This window comes from Bradyrhizobium sp. I1.14.4 (genome assembly GCF_050435825.1).
GTDB lineage: Bacteria > Pseudomonadota > Alphaproteobacteria > Rhizobiales > Xanthobacteraceae > Bradyrhizobium.
On the sequence record NZ_JBNDLA010000003.1, the window covers coordinates 55109 to 73570 of the forward strand.

Below are 18462 nucleotides of genomic sequence, written 5' to 3' on the forward strand. Positions count from 1 at the left end.
CAAATTTTGTTCGACCGAATATTAAGGGCGCTCGGGGCGATCGAGAAGATTGCCTCGACAATCGCCGCGGTATTCATGTTCGCGATCATGATCATCGTGTTCGGCGATGTCATCATGCGATACGTGTTCAACAAGCCGTTCTCGTGGGCCTATGACCTGATCTCGCTTTACCTGATGGCCGGCATCTTCTTCCTGGTGCTTTCCGAAGCCTACGCCAGCCACGCCCATGTCAGCGTGGATATCCTCCAGCAGAAATTCTCGCCGACGATGATCCGCATTTCAGAAATCGTGACCTGCATCGTCGGCATCACGGTGTTTTCGCTGATCGCCTATCTCGGCTTCCTGCGCGCCATTGACAGCTTCAGGTCCGCCGATGTGATGGCCGGTGCGATTCCGTGGCCCATGTGGCCGTCCATCGGGCTGGTCCCATTCGGTGCTGGCCTGATCACGATCCGCCTCGCGCTGCACCTCATTGGACACGTCATCTCGATTGCCACCGGACGCAGCGTCATCGCCTTGCCGGCCTCCCACGCCGCCGGAGAAACCTTCGAATGACGCTCACACTGGCAATGCTCGTGCTGTTCGTGCTGCTTGCGATCGGCACGCCGGTTGGCTTTGCAATGGCAGGAGCCGGCGCGCTCGGGCTTTACATGGTCGGCGGCATGCCGATTCTTGCGGGCATTTTGCAAACGGCGCCACTCTCGGCGGTCACCTCCTATGAGCTAATCACCATCCCGATGTTCCTGCTGATGGCGGAATTTGTTCTTGTCAGCGGCATCGCAGACGATCTGTTCAAGGCAACCGCAGCCTGGGTCGGTCGAATTCCCGGCGGCCTGGGTATGGCGACTGCACTGGCCGGCGCCGGCTTCGGCGCAATCTGCGGCACCAGCACCGCTTCCGCCGCCACGCTGTCGGCCACCAGCCTGCCGGCGATGCTGAAGCAGGGCTACGAGCCGAAGATGGCGGCCGGCGTGGTCGCGATCTCAGGCACGCTTGCGATGCTGATCCCGCCATCGGTCGCGCTCGTGATCTATGGCCTGCTTGCGGAAGTGAATATCGGTGCGCTGCTTATCGGCGGCGTCATCCCCGGCATTCTCGTGACCTTTACCATCATGGCCACGGTGTGGTTTCTGGCCTGGCAGGATCCATCGCGCGCACCTTCGGCGCCTTCGGTCTCGCTCGCGGAAAAGCTCCGGATGCTTCGCGTGGTAGGACCGATGCTGCTGCTGTTCGGCATGGTCACCGGCGTCATCTACACTGGCGTCGCCACGCCGACCGAAGCGTCTGCGCTCGGCGCGTTCGGTGCGTTCGCGCTCGCCCTCTGGAAGGGCCGGATCAACCGCAAGACGCTGCGCAGCGCGCTGCTGCGTTCGGCGCATGGCTCTTGCATGATCGCCATGATCCTGTTCGGTGCCTCGATCTTCGGTTACTTCTTCACGCTGACGCAGGTGACGCAGAACCTGGTGAGCTGGGTCGGCGGCCTTCCGGTGCCGCCGTGGCTGATCCTGACGATCATCCTGTTCGGCTATATCGTTCTCGGCTCCTTCATGGACCAGATCGCAATCCTGGTACTCACGGTTCCGATCGTGCTTCCGCTGATCAAGTCGCTCGGCTACGATCCGCTATGGTTCGGCGTGATCAAGATCGTGACGGCCGAGGTCGGCATGATCACGCCGCCGGTGGGGCTCAATTGCTTCGTGGTGGCGCGCTACTCGGGTCGTCCGGTGGGCGAGGTCTTTCATGGCGTGTTCCCTCATTTCGTCGCGCATCTGATTGCCATTGCGATCCTCGTGATCTGGCCGATGATCATCCTCTGGCTGCCCATGAAAATGGGCTACTGAAAGACCAACGAACAAGGGAGAGAAACATAATGTCGGTTCGACTGGCGAGACCGCTTGTACTGGCTGCAATGTCGTTGGCGGCAACAATGGGGTCTGGCAACGCGCAGGAAAAGATCACACTGCGGCTCGCTGACAGTCTGCCGAACGGCCACGTGATCCACGAACTCGTCGGCAAGCCGTTCTCGGATCTGGTGACCAAGCTCACCAACGGGCAAGTGACGTTCCAGCACTTCCCGGCGGAGCAGCTCGGCAAGGCCAAGGACATGGCCCAGCTCACCGCGCTCGGCGTCGCCGATGTGTCCTACATCGTGCCGTCCTATTCGTCCGACAAGTTTCCGCTGACGGCCGTCGCCGAATTGCCCGGCATCTTCGACAGCGAATGCCAGGGCTCGCTCGCCTTCTACAAGGTCTCGCACAATGGCGGCATCCTTGAGACCAGGGAGTTCGCGCCCAACCAGCTTCGGCCGCTGGTGACGCTGGCGCTGCCGGCCTACCAGATCCAACTTGCGACCAGCCGTGACGTGAAGACCGCAAAGGATCTCGAAGGTCTGAAGATCCGCACCACCGGCGGCGCTATGGATCTGATGATGCGCTCGATCGGCGGCGTGCCGGTACGGATGGCCGCTCCCGAAATCTATGAATCGCTGACCCGCGGCACGCTCGACGGCCTGATCTTCTCCTATCAGAGCTCGGCATCCTACGATTTCGGCAAGATCCTGAAGTCGGGCACCGAGGGGCTTAACTTCGGCACCGCGATCTTCACCTATTCGATGGGCGAGATGAAATTCAAGTCGCTGCCCGAGAACGTGCGCAAGGCACTGGTCGAAGCCGGCGAACAGACCACGCGCGAGGCCTGCAAACGGTTTGAGGGCGGCGAGAAGGCTGCGACCGACAAGATCAAGTCGCAGGGCATGAAGGTCATCAGCTTCGGTGCCGACGACAAGAAGGTGTTCGACACCGCCTTCAAGTCCGTGGCGCAGGACTGGGTGAAGGACGTCGACAAGCGCGGCAAGCCCGGCACCGACGTCTTCAAGGCCTTCACCGAAGCGCTGGCCGCCACCCATTGAACAAGGCACCGACAAAAGACACCCCATCCGCGCCGGAGGGCCCGCTCACCGGCGTCAGGATCATCGACCTCACCAGCGTGATGATGGGGCCCTATGCAACCATGATCCTCGGCGACTACGGCGCCGACGTGATCAAGGTCGAGAGCCCGGACGGCGATGTCATGCGCCACGCGGCCCCGATGCGCCATCCCGGGATGGGCGCGATGTATCTGCAGGGCAACCGCAACAAGCGCTCGATCGCGCTCGACCTGAAGAGACCGGGCGGTCGCGCAGCACTGCTGCGGCTTGCCGCGGCCGCCGACGTGTTCGTCCACAACGTCCGTCCCGCGGCAATGGCGCGGCTGAAGCTCGGCGCTGACGATCTCCTCGCCACCAACCCACGGCTCGTCTATGCCAGCCTGCACGGCTTCGGCGAGAGCGGGCCCTACGCCGGCCGCCCCGCCTATGACGACTTGATCCAGGGATTGACGGCCCTGCCCGCGCTGACCGGCAGGATTACCGGTGAACCGCGCTACTCTCCGGCGACCATGGCCGACCGCATTGTCGGCCTCAATGCCATCCACGCCATCCTGGCGGCGCTGCTCTCTCGCGAGCGCACCGGCGAAGGCCAGGCGATCGAGATCCCGATGTTCGAGACCATGGCGCAGTTCGTGCTCGGCGATCACATGGCCGGCCGCAGCTTCGAGCCGCCGATCGGAGCGCCCGGTTACTCCCGGCTGCTGTCGCCCGACCGCCGCCCCTACCAGACCAGCGACGGCTATATCTGTGCGCTGGTCTATTCCGACAAGCAGTGGAACGCCTTCTTTTCCAAGATCGGACTTGCCAACGAAGCCGATCGCGACCCGCGGCTGAACAGCATCTCCTCGCGAACCCGAAACTACGATTTCGTCTACGACTGGTTCTCGCAGATGATGAAGACCCGCAGCACCGCCGAGTGGATGCGCTTCTTCGAAGAAGCCGACATTCCGCACGCGCCGATGCACGACCTCGGCAGCCTGATCGATGATCCGCATCTGGCAGCCGTCGGGCTGATCCAGTCGCTGGAGCATCCGACCGAAGGTACGCTGCGCCTTGCCGGACCGGCCGCGACCTGGAGCCGGACGCCGCCGTCGATCCGAAGCCATCCTCCGGGGCTCGGTGAGCACGGCCGGGAGATCCTTCTCGAGGCCGGCCTTGCGGAGGCGGAGATCGCCGCCCTCATCGCCGACGGCACGCTGATCGAACCCGTCTCCTGACTTATTTCCTGCGCGACGCCAGGATCTTCTCGGCGGCGCGAAGATGCGGTTTGTCCAGCATCTTGCCGTCCATCTTGGCGACGCCGGACGGATTGCCGGCGAAGGCGGCGATGACGCGCTCCGACCATGCTACCTCCTCATCCGTCGGCATGAAGGCCGCATTGACGACGTCGACATGCCTGGGATGGATCACGGCCTTGGCGAGGAAACCGTCCTGCCGCGCGGCGATCGCCTCCGCCTTCAACGCATCGAGATCGTTGATGTCAGTGGCGATGGTGTCGATGGCAACCACGCCGGCCGCCGCCGCGCCGACCAGGCAGAGATCGCGGGCGAGGATGAACGGAGAGTGATAGCGACCGTCGGTGCGGTTGCGGGTTGCCCCGAGCGAGGCCGCGAGATCCTCCGCACCCCACATCATGCCCCAGAGCCGCGGGCTCATATTCTCGAAGTCGAGGATCTTGAGGACCGCCCGCGCCGTCTCGGTGGCGACCGTGACGATCCGTGTGGACCCTTGCGCAATCCCGGAGGCAGCCTCGAACGCATCGAGATAGAGCGCCAGTCTGTTGACGTCCGCGGCGCCGGCACATTTCGGCAGCACGATCCCGTCGGGCTTCCCGGGCATGACAGCGGCGAGGTCACCGAGCGTCAGGTCGGTGTCGAGCGCGTTGATGCGGATATAGAGCTTCTGGTTCGGATTGCGCGCATCGAGCATCTGTCTGACAATGCCGCGCGCAACGACCTTCTGGTCCGGCGCGATGGAATCCTCGAGATCGAGGATCAACGCATCGGCCGCGGTCTTCTTCGCACTCTCATACTTCCGGGTGCTGTCGCCGGGAACGAACAGGAACGATCGCATCGCTTATGCCTTCGGCTTGCAGTGCATCAGGCCGGTGCGGCGGCAACTTGCCACCACCTCGCCGCGCTGATTGGTCATGGTATGTTCGAATTCGACGATACCCTGGGTCGGCCGCGACTTACTGGCGCGCTTGCCGATGATCCTGGTGTGCGCCTTCAACGTATCGCCATGGAACACCGGCTTTGGAAACTTGACGTCGGTCATGCCGAGGTTGCCGACCGTGGTGCCTAACGTCGTGTCGTACACGCTCATACCGATCATGATGCCGAGCGTATAGAGGCTGTTGAACAGCCGCTGGCCGAACTCGGTCTTCTCGGCGAAATGCGCATCGAGGTGCAGCGGCTGCGGGTTCATGGTCAGGAGGCTGAACATGGTGTTGTCCATCTCCGTCACGGTCCGGCTGAACTCGTGATGGAATTCCTGCCCAACCTCGAACTCCTCGAAATACAATCCGGCCATTTACCGTCCCTTGTAGTTGGGCGTCCGCTTTTCAACAAACGCATTCAGCGCTTCCTGGCAGTCTTCCGTCGATGCGACCACCACAAAGCTTTCCGCCGTATTTTCGACTGAGCGGCGGAAATCGGCATCGACCGCGCGCATGAAGGCGTCGCGGCCGATCTTCATCACGATGGGCGATTTCGACGCAAGCTTGCGCGCGATCTCACGGGCACGAGCGAGTGCGGTACCCTTCGGCACCACTTCGCTGAGCAGGCCCATACGAAAGGCGGTTGCCGCATCGAAGGACTCGCCGAGGAACAGCGGGCCGAACGCCTGGTGCTTCCCCACCAGCCGCGGCAACTGCACAAAGTGGATCGCCGGGATCAGGCCGACATCGATCTCGGGATAGCCGAAGGTCGAGCCGTCGCCCGCGATGATCATGTCGCAGGAAATCGCGATCGTCATGCCGCCGGCCCGCACCGCGCCATCGATCGCCGCGATCGTCGGCTTGCCCATGCGGTACTGCGTATCGTTAAGCGCGAAATACAACCGCTCTAGGAATTTCTTTGTCTCGACCGCGGGCTTGCCCCTGACGATGTCGAGGTCGAGGCCGGCGCAAAACACCTTGTGAGCGCTGCTGATGACGACGGCGCGCACCGCCTCATCATCGCGCGCTTTCGCCAGCGCCGCCAGCAACGCGTCGATCAAGGGGATGCTGAGTGCATTGACCGGCGCGCGATCCAGCACAATCTCCGCAATCTGGTCGGCGACCGAGTAGCGAACGAGGTCCGTGCTCATGATGTGTTGCCTCCGTTATCTGTTGGCTTGCCGCACGGCGCCCGAGAGCAGCAGGCCGTCGATCTCGGCGGAACTAAAGCCGGCCTCTGTCAGCACAGCGCGGCTATCCTGTCCAACGTCCGGCGCGGGGCGGAGGCGATCCTCGGACAGGCTCGCAATGCCCGGCGTCCGCGGCGAGTAGACCGCGCCGACGCCGGGCGTATCCTGGCACACCGACGCCCTGGTCGCCTCGACATGGGCGTTGCGCAGCCATTCGCCGGGAGTGAGGATCCGCTCGGCGATGATATCGGCGGCGTGCAGCCGCGTCAGCCACGCCTCCGTCGGCTGCGCCAGGAACACCTCGCGCAATTGCGGAATCAGCGTGTCGGCTGCATCGGCGCGCCGGGCGAAGTCGGCGAAGCGCGGATCGCCGGCGAGATCCTCACGGCCGATTGCGGCGCAGAGACGCTTGTATTGCGGCTCGTTCACCAGCGTCACCATCATCCAGCCGTCCTGCGTCTGGTAGGTGCCGGCCGGCACGTTCAGCGCGCGCGGCGCGCCGCCCTCGAGGATGAACTCCGCGACCTTGTGCCCAAGCAGCGCCGACGTCGATTGGCAAAGATTGACGTCGATCCAGCGTCCGGTACCAACGGTCGTACGTGCGAACAGGGTGGTGGCAATGGCCTGGAATGCGTACACGCCGGTGACGACGTCGGAGATCGTGGTGCCGACCCGGTGCGGCACGCCATCGGTGCCGACATTGACCGAGACCAACCCCGAGAATGCCTGCGCGACCGAATCCGAGCCGGGCCGCTTGGCAAAGGGTCCGCTCTGCCCGAAGCCGCTGACCGACAGGTAGACCAGACCGGGATTGTCGCGCGAAAGGCTCTCGTACCCAAGCCCGAGCCGCTCCGCGACACCCGGGCGAAAGCCTTCAATGAGGACGTCGGCTTCGCTGGCCAGCCGCTGCGCGATCGCGATCCCGTCCTTGTGCTTCATGTCGAGGCATAGGCTGCGCTTGCCGCGGTTGTAGACCGCCGACAGGGTCGTATGATTGCCGTAGGTCGTACCAAGATAGCGCGACCAGTCGCCTTCGGGCGGCTCAACCTTGATGACGTCGGCGCCATAGACCCCGAGCAGCATCGCGCAATAGGGCGAGGCGATCCCCTGCCCGAAATCGAGCACCTTCAGCCCCCGATACGGCGCCTCGTGCGTCGGCGTCAGCTTGCCCGCCATTTGTCCTCCCACAGCTGTCGAAGAGCCCTATCCTTTGGGCACAATCCGACCGCAAAACTGCTGCACACTTTTCTGGATCATGCCCTACAGCGCCAGGTAGCGCTGTCGGATGTTGTCGTTGGCCTTCAGCTCTTCGATGGAGGATGTGTAGACGATCTGTCCCTTGTCGATAACCGTCGCGTGGCTCGCAAGGCCAAGGCAAAAATGCATGTTCTGCTCGGCGATCAATACTGTGGCACCGGTGCCGCGGAGCTGCCGCAGCAACTCGCCGATGCGCTGCACGATAATCGGCGCCAGCCCCTCGCTCGGCTCGTCCAGCAGCAACAGCACCGGATTGCCCATCAGCGTGCGGGCGATCGCCAGCATCTGCTGCTCGCCGCCGGACAGCCTTCCGGCGATCCGGTGCCGCAGCGGCTCCAGCAGCGGGAACACGTCATAGACGCGACGGATCGACCATTCATCCTCGCCGCCGGGCCCCTTCTTCTGGCCGATAACGAGATTGTCTTCGACAGTGTGCTCGGGAAAGATCTGGCGGTCCTCCGGCACGAAGCCGAGCCCGGCCCGCGCGATGCGATGCGGCTTCATTCCGGACACCACCCGGCCGCGCAGGCTCACCTTGCCGCGGCGCGCCGGCGCCAGCCCCATGATGGCCTTCATGGTGGTCGATTTGCCGGCGCCGTTGCGGCCCAGCAGCGCCATGGTCTCGCCCTGCCGCACCGAGAGGCCGACGCCGAACAGGATCTGGCTGGTGCCGCAATAGACGTCGAGGTCCTCGACCTGCACCACCGGCTGCGCGCTCATGCCACCACTCCCGCGTGGTCGTCGCTACCTAGATAAGCCTCGATCACGGCATCATTCCTGCGGATTGCATCCGGCGTGCCGGTTGCGAGAATTCGCCCGTAGCACAGCACGACGATCTCAGGCGCGATCTTGAACACGATATCCATGTCGTGCTCGATGAACACGACGGTGATCCTCTGCTTCTCCCAGAGTTCGCGCACCTTGTCGATCATGCGCCAGCGTTCTTCCGTGCCCATGCCGGCGGTCGGCTCGTCCAGCAGCAGCACCTTGGGATCGAGCACCAGCGCGAGCGCGATGTCGAGCAGCTTCTGGTCGCCATGCGACAGCGTCGCCGCGGTCCTGTTGCGCTTGCCGGCGAGGCCGAGCAACTCCATCGCATGCTCGGCGCGGTCGCGCGTCTCGGCCAATGGAAAGCGGCGATGCAGCACGCCAGCGCGGCGCTGATCGGCACAGACCGCTGCCAGCATCGTCTCCTCGACCGTGAGCGCCGGGAAGATGCTCGCGACCTGGAAGGCGCGGCCGATGCCGTGACGTACGATCTCCGGCGGGGTCTTGCCCGCCATGTCGACGCCATTGAGCAGGATCTGCCCGGCGTCAGGCCGCAGTGCGCCCGTGATCAAATTGAAGAACGTGCTCTTGCCGGCGCCGTTGGGACCGATCACGGCGGTGAGCGAACCGCCGGCAAAGTCGAGCGAGACGTTGTCGGTCGCCTTGACGCCGCCAAATGATTTCGAGAGCCCGCGAATTTCCAGCATGGCTAACCTCGCCCTTCGCCACGTCGCTGGCCGAACCATTCGACGACAAAGTCCATCAGGCCCTTTCGCAAGCCGATGGCAAAGAACAGGATCACGATGCCGAGCACGATGCCGTGATACTCGGTCAGTCGCGTGACAGTATCGTTGAGGATCAGCAGCAACACGGTGCCGACCATCGGCCCGAGGAAAGTGGTCACGCCGCCGAGCATGTTGATGAAGATGCCCTCGCCCGAAATCGTCCAATAGGCGAATTCGGGATAGGCGCCGGAGACGAACAGCGCCATGATCATGCCGCCGGTCGCAGCGAACAGCGCCGCCAACACAAAGATCGTGAGCTTGGCGCGCCAGACATCGATGCCGATGAAGCTCGCCCGCGTGGCGTTGTCGCGGATCATGCGCAGCGTGTAGCCGAACGGCGACTGCGCGATCTGGCGCATCAGCAGCAGCCCGATCACCAGCAGCGCGCAGCTTGTGATGTAGAGATGCAGATGGTTCGACAGATCAATGCCGAGAAACGGCGGCCGAGGAATGCCGCCGCGCAGGCCCTGGTCGCCGCCGGTCAGCGATTGCCACGACAGGATGGTCGAGTGGATCAGCATCTGGAACGCCAGAGTGACGAAGGCGAAGTAGATTTCCTTCAGCCGCACGCAGATCGCGCCGATGACGATGGCAACCACCAGCGTCATCGCCAGCGTGGCGACGAAGGCCACCGGGATCGGTACGCCGGTCTTCTGCATCGTGAGGCCGAAGCCATAGGCGCCGAGGCCGAAGAACATGCCGTGGCCGAACGAGATCAGTCCGGTGTAGCCGACCAGAAGGTTGAGCGACGTAGCGAACAACCCGTAAGCGGCACAGCGGATCACGAAGTCGAGCAGCTGCTTGCTGCCGAAAATCATCGGCAGCAGTGCGAGCAGGACAAACGCCACGAGCGCGATCAGCACATCGCGATAGCGCTGCGGCCTGGCGTCGATCCGGGGAACCTCAAGGGGCTGCGCGCCCTGCCCGGCCTGCAACTCGGTCATGCGACCTCCTTGCCGAACAGGCCGGTCGGCCGCGACACCAGCACGATCACCATGAAGAGATACATCAGCCCCTCGGTGAACAGCGGGAAGCCGAGCGATCCGAACGAGCGGATCAGGCCGATCAGCAGCGCACCGATCAGCGCACCAAGGATCGAACCCATGCCGCCGATCACGGTGACGATGAAGGACTCGATCAGCACCGAGAAACCCATGCCCGGCGTCAGCGAACGCACCGGCGCGGCAAGCGCGCCCGCCAGCCCCGCAAGCATGCCGCCCAGCGCGAACACGCCGCCATAGATCAGCCCGGTGTTGATGCCGAGCGCCGAGACCATCCCGGGATTATGCGCGGCCGCACGGATCACCTTGCCGATCCGGGAGCGTGCCAGCCCCAGCCCGAGAACGACGGCAGCGATGAGCGCCACGCCAATCAGCAGCAGATAGTATGGCGGCACCACGCCGCCGGCGATGAACAACGGCGGAACCTGGAACGCGGCCGGCATGCCCATCGACCTGAATTCGGGCCCCCAGATCATGCGGACGACGTCGTCGAAGATCAGCACGAAGGCGTAGCAGACCAGGAGCTGCATCAGGACGTCCCGGCCGTAGACCCGGCTCATGAAGGCGCGCTCGAAGATCAGGCCGAGGAGCGCGGTGCCGACGGCACCGCTCAGCATCGCCAGCGCAAAGCTTCCGGTGAGCTGGTAGGCCGTCATCGCGAAATAGGCGCCGAACATATAGAAGGCGCCGTGACTGAAATTGACGACCTTGAGCACGCCGAAGATCAAGGTCAGCCCGACGGCGACGAGAAACAGCAGCATGCCGATGATCAGGCCGCTGGTGGTCTGCGTCACCAGACAGGCAGGGCTGGCGAGGCAACTGGCGAGCGCGTCGAGGTCCACGAAAATCATCCATTACGGCGGGCCGCAACGCCGGCGCGCGACAAACATCAGATGAAAGGCGGAGTCAGCATGCTGCCTCCGCCTCGCATGCGGATCAGGTGTAGCCCTTGCTCTTCTTCCACTCGGCTTCGAGCTCGAAGATGGTCTTCCAGTCTCCGGCCTTCACGTCAGGAACGTAGGGCTCCTGCGGGATCGTGGTACCCCAGCCGATCGCGTAGCCGACCAGCGTGTGGTCGTCGGCGCGCATGGTGACGGTGCCGTCCGCACCGAACGGGCACTTGATGGTCAGCCCGGTGAGGGCTTCCGCGACCTTCTTGCCGTCGGTCGAGTTCGCTTTCTTGACGGCCTCGCTGAGGAACATCACCGCGGTTGCGTTCTGCCAGGACCAGTTGGTCGGATACTCGTTATACTTCGCCTTGTAGGCATCGCCCCAGGCCGCATTCTCCGGCGTCGGCGGGAATGTCTTGATATAGCGATCGCCGGAGTGGATGCCCTTGGGCAGGTTCTTCACCACCGTGAGCGCGGTGTAGTCGGCCATGTTGACCGCGAACACCTCCATCTGGGTAAACATCGCATAAATGTTGGCCTGGTCGATGTAGGAGGTGAGATCACCGCCCCACAGGCAGGAATACAGCGCCTGCGGCTTGGCCTGCAGGATCTTGGTCACCACCTCGGTGTAATCGGGCTGGAACAGTTTTGGCCATGACTCGCTGATGATCTCGACATCAGGCGCGAACTTCTTCAGGTACAGTACGAACTCGCCGGTGGTGTCGCGGCCATAGGCATAATCCGGCGAACAGGTCGCCCATTTCTTGAGGCCCTTGGCCTTGGCGATCCCTGCCGCGTAGCCGGCGCCGACGATCGAATCATGAATGCCCTGCCGGACGCAACGGAAGGCGTTCGGGATATGCTGCTTGGGATCGGCCGTCAGCGACGACGCTTCCGAGCAGGTATGGATGCAGAGCACGCCGAGATCGCGCGCCACCTCGTGAACCGCGAACGATCCCGACGACGCCTCGCCGTCGAGCAGCATCTCGCAACCATCGGTGTTGACGAGCTCACGCGCGATCCGCGCGGCTTCCTGCGGCTGCCCCTTGGAGTCGCGGATCACCATCTCGATCTGCCGCCCGGCAAGTCCGCCGGCGGCATTGACCTTCTCGACTTCCAGCAACACCGCGTTGCGCGAGGACGTGCCGAGCTGCGCGACGCGACCCGACAGAATGGTCGGCATGCCGATCTTGATGGTCTTGGCCTGTGCGCGCGCCACCCATGGTGCAGCAAAGGTCACCGCACCAGCGCCCATCAGCGCAAGCGTCGAGCGCCGGCTGATGCCCGGTTTCCGGGTCCTCGTCATATTCCCCTCCCTGTCGGGTTCGCGTTCCCAAAATCCCTTGCGGAGATCGTTCCGTCTCCATGACCGCGATGTTTTCAGAGCAAGGGGGGTGACGTCAAGCCAAAGATGAATTACGACTCATAATTCATCTAGGGAGAGAACCGGTGCCGGAATCGGCCCGACGAGCGACAAATGATCAATCTTTCCAGCTTCATCGCATTTCACGCCAGGCGGACTCCGGACCGCTGTGCGCTGAAATATCGCGGCGAGGACATTTCCTACGCCGAATTTGATCTGCGAATCCGCCAGGTCGGCGGCTGGCTCGCGGCACGCGGTATTGCGCCCGGCGATGTCGTCGCCGTCCTGATGAAGAACAGCGCGGCCTTTCTCGAACTGGTGTTCGCGACGAGCCATATCGGCGCGGTCTTCCTGCCGATCAACTATCGCCTGTCGGGAGACGAGGTCGGCTACATCGTCGGCAATTCTGGCGCGCGGCTGCTGGTCGCTGACGAGGAGTTTGCCGCGATCGCAACCGGTGGCGCGCCTGTGGTGTTGCTGGGTGAAGTCGCACAGTCCAGCATCACCAGCCTTGCGCCCGACATCGCGCCGGCGCCGATCCATGTGCGCCAGCCGCGCGACCTGATGCGGCTGATGTACACCTCGGGCACGACGGATCGTCCCAAGGGCGTGATGCTCACTTACGAGAACATCTACTGGAAATCCGCCGACCAGACGCTGGTGCTCGGGCTCAACGCCGACACGCGGCTACTCGTCGTCGGCCCGCTCTATCATGTCGGCGCGCTCGATCTGCCCGGCATCGCCGTGCTCTGGCATGGCGGCATGCTGTGCATTCACCGCACCTTCGAACCCGAGCCGGCGCTGGCCGCAATCGAGCGGGAGAGACTGAACGCGGCGTGGTTTGCGCCTGTGATGACCACGGCCCTCCTCACCTGCCCGAACCGCGAACGCTACGACGTCTCCAGCCTGAAATGGGCGATCGGCGGCGGCGAGAAGACGCCGGAAGTGCGCATCCGCGCCTTCTCGGACCATTTCAAGAATGCGCGCTACATCGATGCCTACGGCCTCACCGAAAGCTGCGGCGGCGATACCTTCATGGACGCGGGCCGCGAGATCGAGAAGATCGGCTCGACCGGCCGCGCCATCGCCCATGTCGAGATCGAGATCCGCGACGATGCCGGCAAGCGCCTGCCCGCCGGCCAGAATGGCGAGATCTGCCTGCGCGGCCCGAAGATCACGCAGGGCTACTGGAACGATCCGGAGAAGACGGCATCCGCCTTCTTCGGCGACTGGTTCCGCACCGGCGACGTCGGCTATCTCGACGACGATGGCTTCCTCTATCTGACCGATCGCAAGAAGGACATGATCATCTCCGGCGGCGAGAACGTCGCCTCGTCCGAGGTCGAGCGCGTCATCTACGAAATCCCCGGGGTGCGCGAGGTCGCGGTGATCGGCCTGCCGGACGACCGCTGGGGCGAGAAGCCGGTGGCCGTCGTGGTGCTGACCGACGACGCGAAGCTCGACCTGCCCGATCTCACCGATTTCTGCCGAACAAGGCTCGCCGGCTTCAAGGTGCCGCGGCAGTTGATCATCCGCGACAGCCTACCGCGCAATCCATCCGGCAAGGTGCTCAAACGCGTGCTCCGCGCCGAACTCGAGGCCACCGCATGACACAAGCGACATCCGCCAAGGTCACCAAGCTCAACCGGGTCGAGCGCAACGCTTGGACCAAGCAGAAGATCTTCGACGCCGCGACCAAGGTCGTCGGCAAATACGGCTACGCCGAAGCCTCCGTCGCCCGCATCACCGAAGCCGCCGGCGTCGCGCAAGGCACCTTCTACAATCACTTCGAGAACCGCCAGGAGTTGCTCGACCAGCTGCTGCCGAAGATCGGCCTCGACATGGTCCGCTTCATCCATGCGCGCACCGGCACTGCGAGCGAGGCCCGGCAAGAGGTCGAGCGCTTCAGCGCGTTCTTCGATTTCATCCGCGAAGTGCCGGAGTTCCTGCGCATCCTCAACGAGGCCGAGTTCTTCGCGCCGATCGGCTACCAGAAGCATTTTGACAACATCTCGAGCGCCTATGTCCGGATCCTCCAGCGTGCGCGGGCTGCCGGCGCCACCAACACGTTCAGCGACGAGGAGTTCGAGGCCATCGTCCAGGTGCTAATGGGCGCGCGCGGCTATCTCAGCCGCCGCTATTCCTATTCCGAGCGCGGCGTCACCGCCGTGCCCGACTATGTGATCTCGGCTTACCAGAAGCTGGTCACCCGCGGCCTGTTCACCACCAGCGACAAGGGAAGAAAGTCATGAGCGCTGACGGCAGCATTCTCGTCACCGGCGGCAGTCGCGGCATCGGCGCGGCGACCGCGACGCTGCTTGCCGATCAGGGCCATCGTGTCGTCATCGTCGACATCGCGCCCGAGCCATTGGTGGGAACAGCCGCCATCCTGTGGCCGGCGCCGTTCGACGTCGCAAGCGAAAGCGCCGTCGTCGCCGGCATCGCCGATATCGAGAAGGCGCACGGCCCGATCACCGGCCTCGTCAACGCGGCCGGCGTGTTCGGCAAGATGCACACGATCGACCGGGTGCGGATGGAGCAATGGGACCGCGAGGTCAATATCGACCTGCGCGGTACCTTCCTGGTCGCGCGCAGCGTCGGCATCGGAATGGCGCAGCGGCGGCATGGCGCGATCGTCAACGTCGCCTCGGTCGCCGGCATGACGTCGGGTCCGATCCACGCCTATACCGCGGCGAAGGCCGGCGTCATCCAGATCACGCAGACGCTCGCCGCCGAATGGGGACGTTCCGGCGTTCGCGTCAACGCGGTGTCGCCCGGCTTCACCCGCACGGCCGCGCTCGAGGCCGGCATCGCGTCGGGCGTCCTGAACAAGGACCTGCTGGCGCGCCCGACCGCCATGAACCGGTTGGTCGAGTCGATCGAGGTGGCGCAGGCGATCGCCTGGCTGCTCTCGCCGCAGAGCAGCGGCGTGACCGGCATCAACCTGCCGGTCGATGCCGGCTACATCGTGGGCACCACCTGGGCCGCCTATGGCGGTCTGCCGGAAGCACCACGCAGCTGAGGACGATGCATGAATATCGAGCTTTCGCGTAAGCACCTCGATCTGTCCTCCGCCATTGCCGAGGGCGACATCCGGGTGCTGCTGATGGTGCTGGTGCACATGACAGGCGACGAGAAGTGGCTGGAGCCGCCCTACAAGCCGAAGCGCGACGTCCGCCTGATCCCCGATCCGGACGCCGGCGTGCCGAAGGAGATCCAGGACGAGATCCGCGCCGCCGTGCTGAACCTGTTCGCGAACGGGACGCCGAAGCCCGTCATCACTGATCCCGGCAATGAGCAGATGCTGCGGATGATGCGCGCGACGCTCGGCGAGAATGTCGCGCCGGAATATGCCCCGCTGATGCGGGAGGAGATGGGGTTCGTCCCGCGCGATGCGCACTGGCGCGAACGCCCCTCCAACGAACGACTGGCGCAGCAGCATGTGCTGATCGTCGGTGCCGGTGTCTGCGCAATCGCGCTTGGCGTCGCACTCGGGCGGCTCGGCATTCCCTACACGATCGTCGAGAAGCAGGACGAGATCGGCGGCACCTGGTACGTCAACCGCTATCCCGGCTGCGGCGTCGACACGCCGAACCATTCCTATTCCTTCTCGTTCGGCGCCCGCAATCCGTGGACGCGCCATTTCGCTCAACGCCAGGAATTGCTGGACTATCTGCTCAATGTCGTGCGCGAATACGACATCCGCAGGCACGTCCGCCTCAGCACCGAACTTGTCGCCTCGCGCTGGGACGAAGGCAAACGCCACTGGATCTCGACGCTGAAGACCGCGAACGGCGAAGAGACCTTCGAGTCCACCGCGCTGGTCAGCGCGATCGGCCAGCTCAATGATCCCCTGCCCGCCTCGTTCAAGGGAGACGAGGAATTCACCGGCCTGAAGGTTCATTCGGCGCTGTGGTCCGACGACATCAAGCTCGACGGCAAGCATGTCGCCGTGATCGGCACCGGCGCGACCGCGATGCAACTGGTGCCGTCGATCGCCGACCGTGTCGCTTCGGTGACCGTCTACCAGCGCACCGCACAGTGGGCGCGGCCGGTGAAGGGCTATTCCGATCCGATCACCGAGGGCGCGCAGTGGCTGCTCGCCCATCTGCCGTTCTATGTGCAGTGGTATCGCTTCAACATGTTCTGGCGTTACGGCGACGGGCTGCTGCCGTTTCTGCGCAAGGATCCGGCCTGGCCGCATCCGGACCGCGCCGTCAACAAGGGCAACGACCGGCACCGCCAGGAGCTGGCCGACTTCATCCTCGCCGAGCTGAAGGATCGCCCCGACCTGATCGAGAAGTGCATGCCGACCTACCCGCCCTACGGCAAGCGCATCCTGCTCGACAACAACTGGTTCAAGACGTTGACCAGGCCGAATGTCGAGCTGGTCACCGACACGATCGACCATTTCGCTGCGGAAGGAATCGTCACGGCCGACGGCAAGTCGCGGCAGCACGACATCGTCGTGATCTCGACCGGCTTCAAGGTCTCCGAGATGGCAGCGCGGCTCAACATTACCGGGCGTGACGGCAAGAACCTCCGGCAGGCGTGGCGCAACGACAATCCGACGGCGTATCTCGGTCTCACGGTGCCTGATTTCCCCAACCTGTTTCTGATGCTCGGCCCCAACTCCGGCCCTGCGCATGGCGGCAGCGTGATCTTCCAGTCGGAATGCCAGAGCCGCTACATCTCTGCCTGTCTTGTCGAGATGATCGAGAACGATATCGCCGCGATCGACGTGAGTCCCGATGCGCATGACGCATACGTCTGCGACGTCGATGCCGAGCATGAGCAACTGATCTGGACACATCCGGGCATGACGACCTACTACCGCAACAGCCACGGCCGGGTGTTTTCGGCGATGCCGTGGCGGTTCGTCGACTACTGGAAAATGACGCACGATCCGGACTTCAAGCAATATCGACAGACCAAGGCGTGACAGGAAACCTGACCTGAATTCAGACACTCGTTAACTTGACAGATCGCTATAACTGCCGCAGCATTTCGCTCACTGCACCTGTCGGGGTGCTGGAGCGCTTGCTCCTCGCGTCGCAGGAATTGACGGACGATTATGGGATCGGCTGCCAGGCAGTAAAAGCGGACAGATGTCCGTCGGCCCACCCTTGGAGAGGAGCATGACGCCACCGGCTCAAGCCAGCGACCTTGCTCAGCGGCAAGGTCTCGGTGCACGTGAGGCGAACAGCAGCTGCTAGCCGCGTGCGCCGCCGACAATCTGAAACATATCCGCAGGACGAGAGCGCAAAGGCCAAGCGCTCTTGGGTCCCGAAACACTACTGGTCTACACCAGAGATCCTTCGCTAAAACGAAGTCGCAGGGCCCCGCGATGCTTGAATGCACCGGGGCCCATTCGTTTGCCTGCCATCTCCCCTTCGTCACGCCACATTGCGCCACCGCGCCGGATCGGGAACAATTGTGCTGACGGGGTGAGGAGCGACGACGGAAAAGCCGCAGGTACGAATCTACACCGACTACAAAAGCCCCTACGCCTATGTCGCCAATAAGCGGCTGTTCGAACTCGAGGAGAACCACGGCGTCGAACTCGAATGGCTGCCATACACGCTTCGCATTCCCGAATTCATGGGCACGGTCGAGCAACGCACGCCGCACTTCTGGCGCAAGGTGCGCTACTCCTACATGGATGCGCGGCGTTTCGCCAACGCGCAAGGACTGACCATGAAGGGCCCGCGCCGGATCTATGACGCGTTCTATTCGAGCGCCGGGATGCTGTTCGCGCAGCGCCACCGGCTGTTCCGGCCTTATCATGACACCGTGTTCCAGAGGTTCTGGAGCCATGAGCTGGAGATCGACGACCTGTCGGAGATTGCAGGCGTGATTGCTTCGATCGGCGGTTCTGCCGACGCGTTCGAGGCATATGTTTGCGGCCCGGCCCGCGCCGAGCATGATCGCATCATCGACGAGGCCGAGGCCATCGGCGTGTTCGGCGTCCCCAGCATGGTGTTCAACGGCGAGCTGTTCTGGGGTGGCGACCGCATCGAGATGCTGATCGAGCGCATCAAGCGGCCCGAGACGATCGCGGTCGCGTTAGGCAGCAGGCACCGGACATAGGCGCTGGCTGTTTCGAATCTGCTTGCCGTCCCTG

At 63.7% G+C, this 18462-nt stretch carries 18 protein-coding genes; 9 read left to right on the forward strand and 9 right to left on the reverse strand.

Going from position 1 to position 18462, the window contains the following annotated elements:
- The first annotated feature begins 6 nt into the window (after positions 1 to 6).
- From ABIB78_RS07375 to ABIB78_RS07390, 4 genes are all read left to right on the forward strand, one after another.
- Entirely contained in the window at positions 7 to 555 is a 549-nt protein-coding gene (locus tag ABIB78_RS07375) for a TRAP transporter small permease subunit (protein WP_429023140.1), read from the forward strand.
- Entirely contained in the window at positions 552 to 1841 is a 1290-nt protein-coding gene (locus ABIB78_RS07380; protein WP_429023142.1) for a TRAP transporter large permease, read from the forward strand. The genes ABIB78_RS07375 and ABIB78_RS07380 overlap by 4 nt, the downstream gene beginning before the upstream one ends.
- A gap of 86 nt (positions 1842 to 1927) precedes the next feature.
- Positions 1928 to 2908, forward strand: coding sequence for a TRAP transporter substrate-binding protein DctP (gene dctP / locus ABIB78_RS07385; RefSeq protein ID WP_429023144.1), 981 nt, complete (start codon positions 1928 to 1930; stop codon positions 2906 to 2908).
- Entirely contained in the window at positions 2905 to 4143 is a 1239-nt protein-coding gene (locus tag ABIB78_RS07390) for a CaiB/BaiF CoA transferase family protein (RefSeq protein ID WP_429023146.1), read from the forward strand. Before dctP ends, ABIB78_RS07390 begins: the two co-directional genes overlap by 4 nt.
- A gap of 1 nt (position 4144) precedes the next feature.
- On the opposite strand, the gene ABIB78_RS07395 is transcribed toward ABIB78_RS07390, so the two are convergent.
- The 9 genes from ABIB78_RS07395 to ABIB78_RS07435 all read right to left on the reverse strand — a co-directional run bounded on the left by ABIB78_RS07395 (position 4145) and on the right by ABIB78_RS07435 (position 12281).
- Positions 4145 to 4999 carry an HpcH/HpaI aldolase/citrate lyase family protein gene (locus ABIB78_RS07395; protein WP_429023148.1) on the reverse strand — a complete coding sequence of 285 codons (855 nt, stop codon included), beginning with the start codon at positions 4997 to 4999 and terminating at the stop codon, positions 4145 to 4147.
- 3 nt (positions 5000 to 5002) lie between these two features.
- The gene (locus tag ABIB78_RS07400; protein ID WP_176530014.1) at positions 5003 to 5458 is read right to left on the reverse strand and encodes a MaoC family dehydratase; all 456 of its coding nucleotides are present in this window, start codon (positions 5456 to 5458) and stop codon (positions 5003 to 5005) included.
- Positions 5459 to 6235 carry an enoyl-CoA hydratase/isomerase family protein gene (locus ABIB78_RS07405; protein ID WP_429023152.1) on the reverse strand — a complete coding sequence of 259 codons (777 nt, stop codon included), beginning with the start codon at positions 6233 to 6235 and terminating at the stop codon, positions 5459 to 5461.
- Positions 6236 to 6250: 15 nt separating this feature from the next.
- Positions 6251 to 7450 (reverse strand): CaiB/BaiF CoA transferase family protein, encoded by a 1200-nt coding sequence (locus ABIB78_RS07410; RefSeq protein WP_429023155.1) that lies wholly within the window; start codon positions 7448 to 7450, stop codon positions 6251 to 6253.
- 84 nt (positions 7451 to 7534) lie between these two features.
- Positions 7535 to 8251, reverse strand: coding sequence for an ABC transporter ATP-binding protein (locus tag ABIB78_RS07415; protein ID WP_429023158.1), 717 nt, complete (start codon positions 8249 to 8251; stop codon positions 7535 to 7537).
- Positions 8248 to 9006, reverse strand: coding sequence for an ABC transporter ATP-binding protein (locus ABIB78_RS07420; RefSeq protein ID WP_429023161.1), 759 nt, complete (start codon positions 9004 to 9006; stop codon positions 8248 to 8250). Before ABIB78_RS07420 ends, ABIB78_RS07415 begins: the two co-directional genes overlap by 4 nt.
- 2 nt (positions 9007 to 9008) lie before the next feature.
- Entirely contained in the window at positions 9009 to 10028 is a 1020-nt protein-coding gene (locus tag ABIB78_RS07425; protein WP_429023164.1) for a branched-chain amino acid ABC transporter permease, read from the reverse strand.
- Positions 10025 to 10927, reverse strand: a complete 903-nt coding sequence (locus ABIB78_RS07430) for a branched-chain amino acid ABC transporter permease (protein WP_429023167.1) — start codon at positions 10925 to 10927, stop codon at positions 10025 to 10027. Before ABIB78_RS07430 ends, ABIB78_RS07425 begins: the two co-directional genes overlap by 4 nt.
- A 94-nt stretch (positions 10928 to 11021) precedes the next feature.
- The gene (locus ABIB78_RS07435; protein ID WP_429023170.1) at positions 11022 to 12281 is read right to left on the reverse strand and encodes an ABC transporter substrate-binding protein; all 1260 of its coding nucleotides are present in this window, start codon (positions 12279 to 12281) and stop codon (positions 11022 to 11024) included.
- Positions 12282 to 12452: 171 nt separating this feature from the next.
- Here ABIB78_RS07435 and ABIB78_RS07440 point away from each other — a divergent pair, with 171 nt between their 5' ends.
- From ABIB78_RS07440 to ABIB78_RS07460, 5 genes are all read left to right on the forward strand, one after another.
- Positions 12453 to 13949, forward strand: coding sequence for an AMP-binding protein (locus ABIB78_RS07440; protein ID WP_429023173.1), 1497 nt, complete (start codon positions 12453 to 12455; stop codon positions 13947 to 13949).
- Positions 13946 to 14590 (forward strand): TetR/AcrR family transcriptional regulator, encoded by a 645-nt coding sequence (locus ABIB78_RS07445; protein WP_429023176.1) that lies wholly within the window; start codon positions 13946 to 13948, stop codon positions 14588 to 14590. The genes ABIB78_RS07440 and ABIB78_RS07445 overlap by 4 nt, the downstream gene beginning before the upstream one ends.
- On the forward strand, positions 14587 to 15360 hold the full coding sequence (locus ABIB78_RS07450) for an SDR family NAD(P)-dependent oxidoreductase (protein WP_429023178.1): 774 nt from the start codon (positions 14587 to 14589) through the stop codon (positions 15358 to 15360). The genes ABIB78_RS07445 and ABIB78_RS07450 overlap by 4 nt, the downstream gene beginning before the upstream one ends.
- 9 nt (positions 15361 to 15369) lie before the next feature.
- Positions 15370 to 17280 (forward strand): flavin-containing monooxygenase, encoded by a 1911-nt coding sequence (locus ABIB78_RS07455; protein WP_429023180.1) that lies wholly within the window; start codon positions 15370 to 15372, stop codon positions 17278 to 17280.
- 539 nt (positions 17281 to 17819) lie between these two features.
- Complete coding sequence (locus tag ABIB78_RS07460; RefSeq protein ID WP_429024030.1) at positions 17820 to 18428, forward strand: 2-hydroxychromene-2-carboxylate isomerase; 609 nt, start codon at positions 17820 to 17822, stop codon at positions 18426 to 18428.
- The last annotated feature ends 34 nt before the right edge of the window (positions 18429 to 18462 follow it).

Excerpts from the sequence above, each read along its gene's own strand:
- ABIB78_RS07450 (WP_429023178.1), top strand. The coding sequence starts at position 14,587 with ATGAGCGCTGACGGCAGCATTCTCGTCACCGGCGGCAGTCGCGGCATC.
- ABIB78_RS07410 (WP_429023155.1), bottom strand. The coding sequence starts at position 7,450 with ATGGCGGGCAAGCTGACGCCGACGCACGAGGCGCCGTATCGGGGGCTG.
- ABIB78_RS07445 (WP_429023176.1), top strand. The coding sequence starts at position 13,946 with ATGACACAAGCGACATCCGCCAAGGTCACCAAGCTCAACCGGGTCGAG.
- ABIB78_RS07405 (WP_429023152.1), bottom strand. The coding sequence starts at position 6,235 with ATGAGCACGGACCTCGTTCGCTACTCGGTCGCCGACCAGATTGCGGAG.
- ABIB78_RS07435 (WP_429023170.1), bottom strand. The coding sequence starts at position 12,281 with ATGACGAGGACCCGGAAACCGGGCATCAGCCGGCGCTCGACGCTTGCG.
- ABIB78_RS07415 (WP_429023158.1), bottom strand. The coding sequence starts at position 8,251 with ATGAGCGCGCAGCCGGTGGTGCAGGTCGAGGACCTCGACGTCTATTGC.
- ABIB78_RS07395 (WP_429023148.1), bottom strand. The coding sequence starts at position 4,999 with ATGCGATCGTTCCTGTTCGTTCCCGGCGACAGCACCCGGAAGTATGAG.
- dctP (WP_429023144.1), top strand. The coding sequence starts at position 1,928 with ATGGGGTCTGGCAACGCGCAGGAAAAGATCACACTGCGGCTCGCTGAC.
- ABIB78_RS07380 (WP_429023142.1), top strand. The coding sequence starts at position 552 with ATGACGCTCACACTGGCAATGCTCGTGCTGTTCGTGCTGCTTGCGATC.
- ABIB78_RS07455 (WP_429023180.1), top strand. The coding sequence starts at position 15,370 with ATGAATATCGAGCTTTCGCGTAAGCACCTCGATCTGTCCTCCGCCATT.
- ABIB78_RS07440 (WP_429023173.1), top strand. The coding sequence starts at position 12,453 with ATGATCAATCTTTCCAGCTTCATCGCATTTCACGCCAGGCGGACTCCG.
- ABIB78_RS07400 (WP_176530014.1), bottom strand. The coding sequence starts at position 5,458 with ATGGCCGGATTGTATTTCGAGGAGTTCGAGGTTGGGCAGGAATTCCAT.
- ABIB78_RS07425 (WP_429023164.1), bottom strand. The coding sequence starts at position 10,028 with ATGACCGAGTTGCAGGCCGGGCAGGGCGCGCAGCCCCTTGAGGTTCCC.
- ABIB78_RS07420 (WP_429023161.1), bottom strand. The coding sequence starts at position 9,006 with ATGCTGGAAATTCGCGGGCTCTCGAAATCATTTGGCGGCGTCAAGGCG.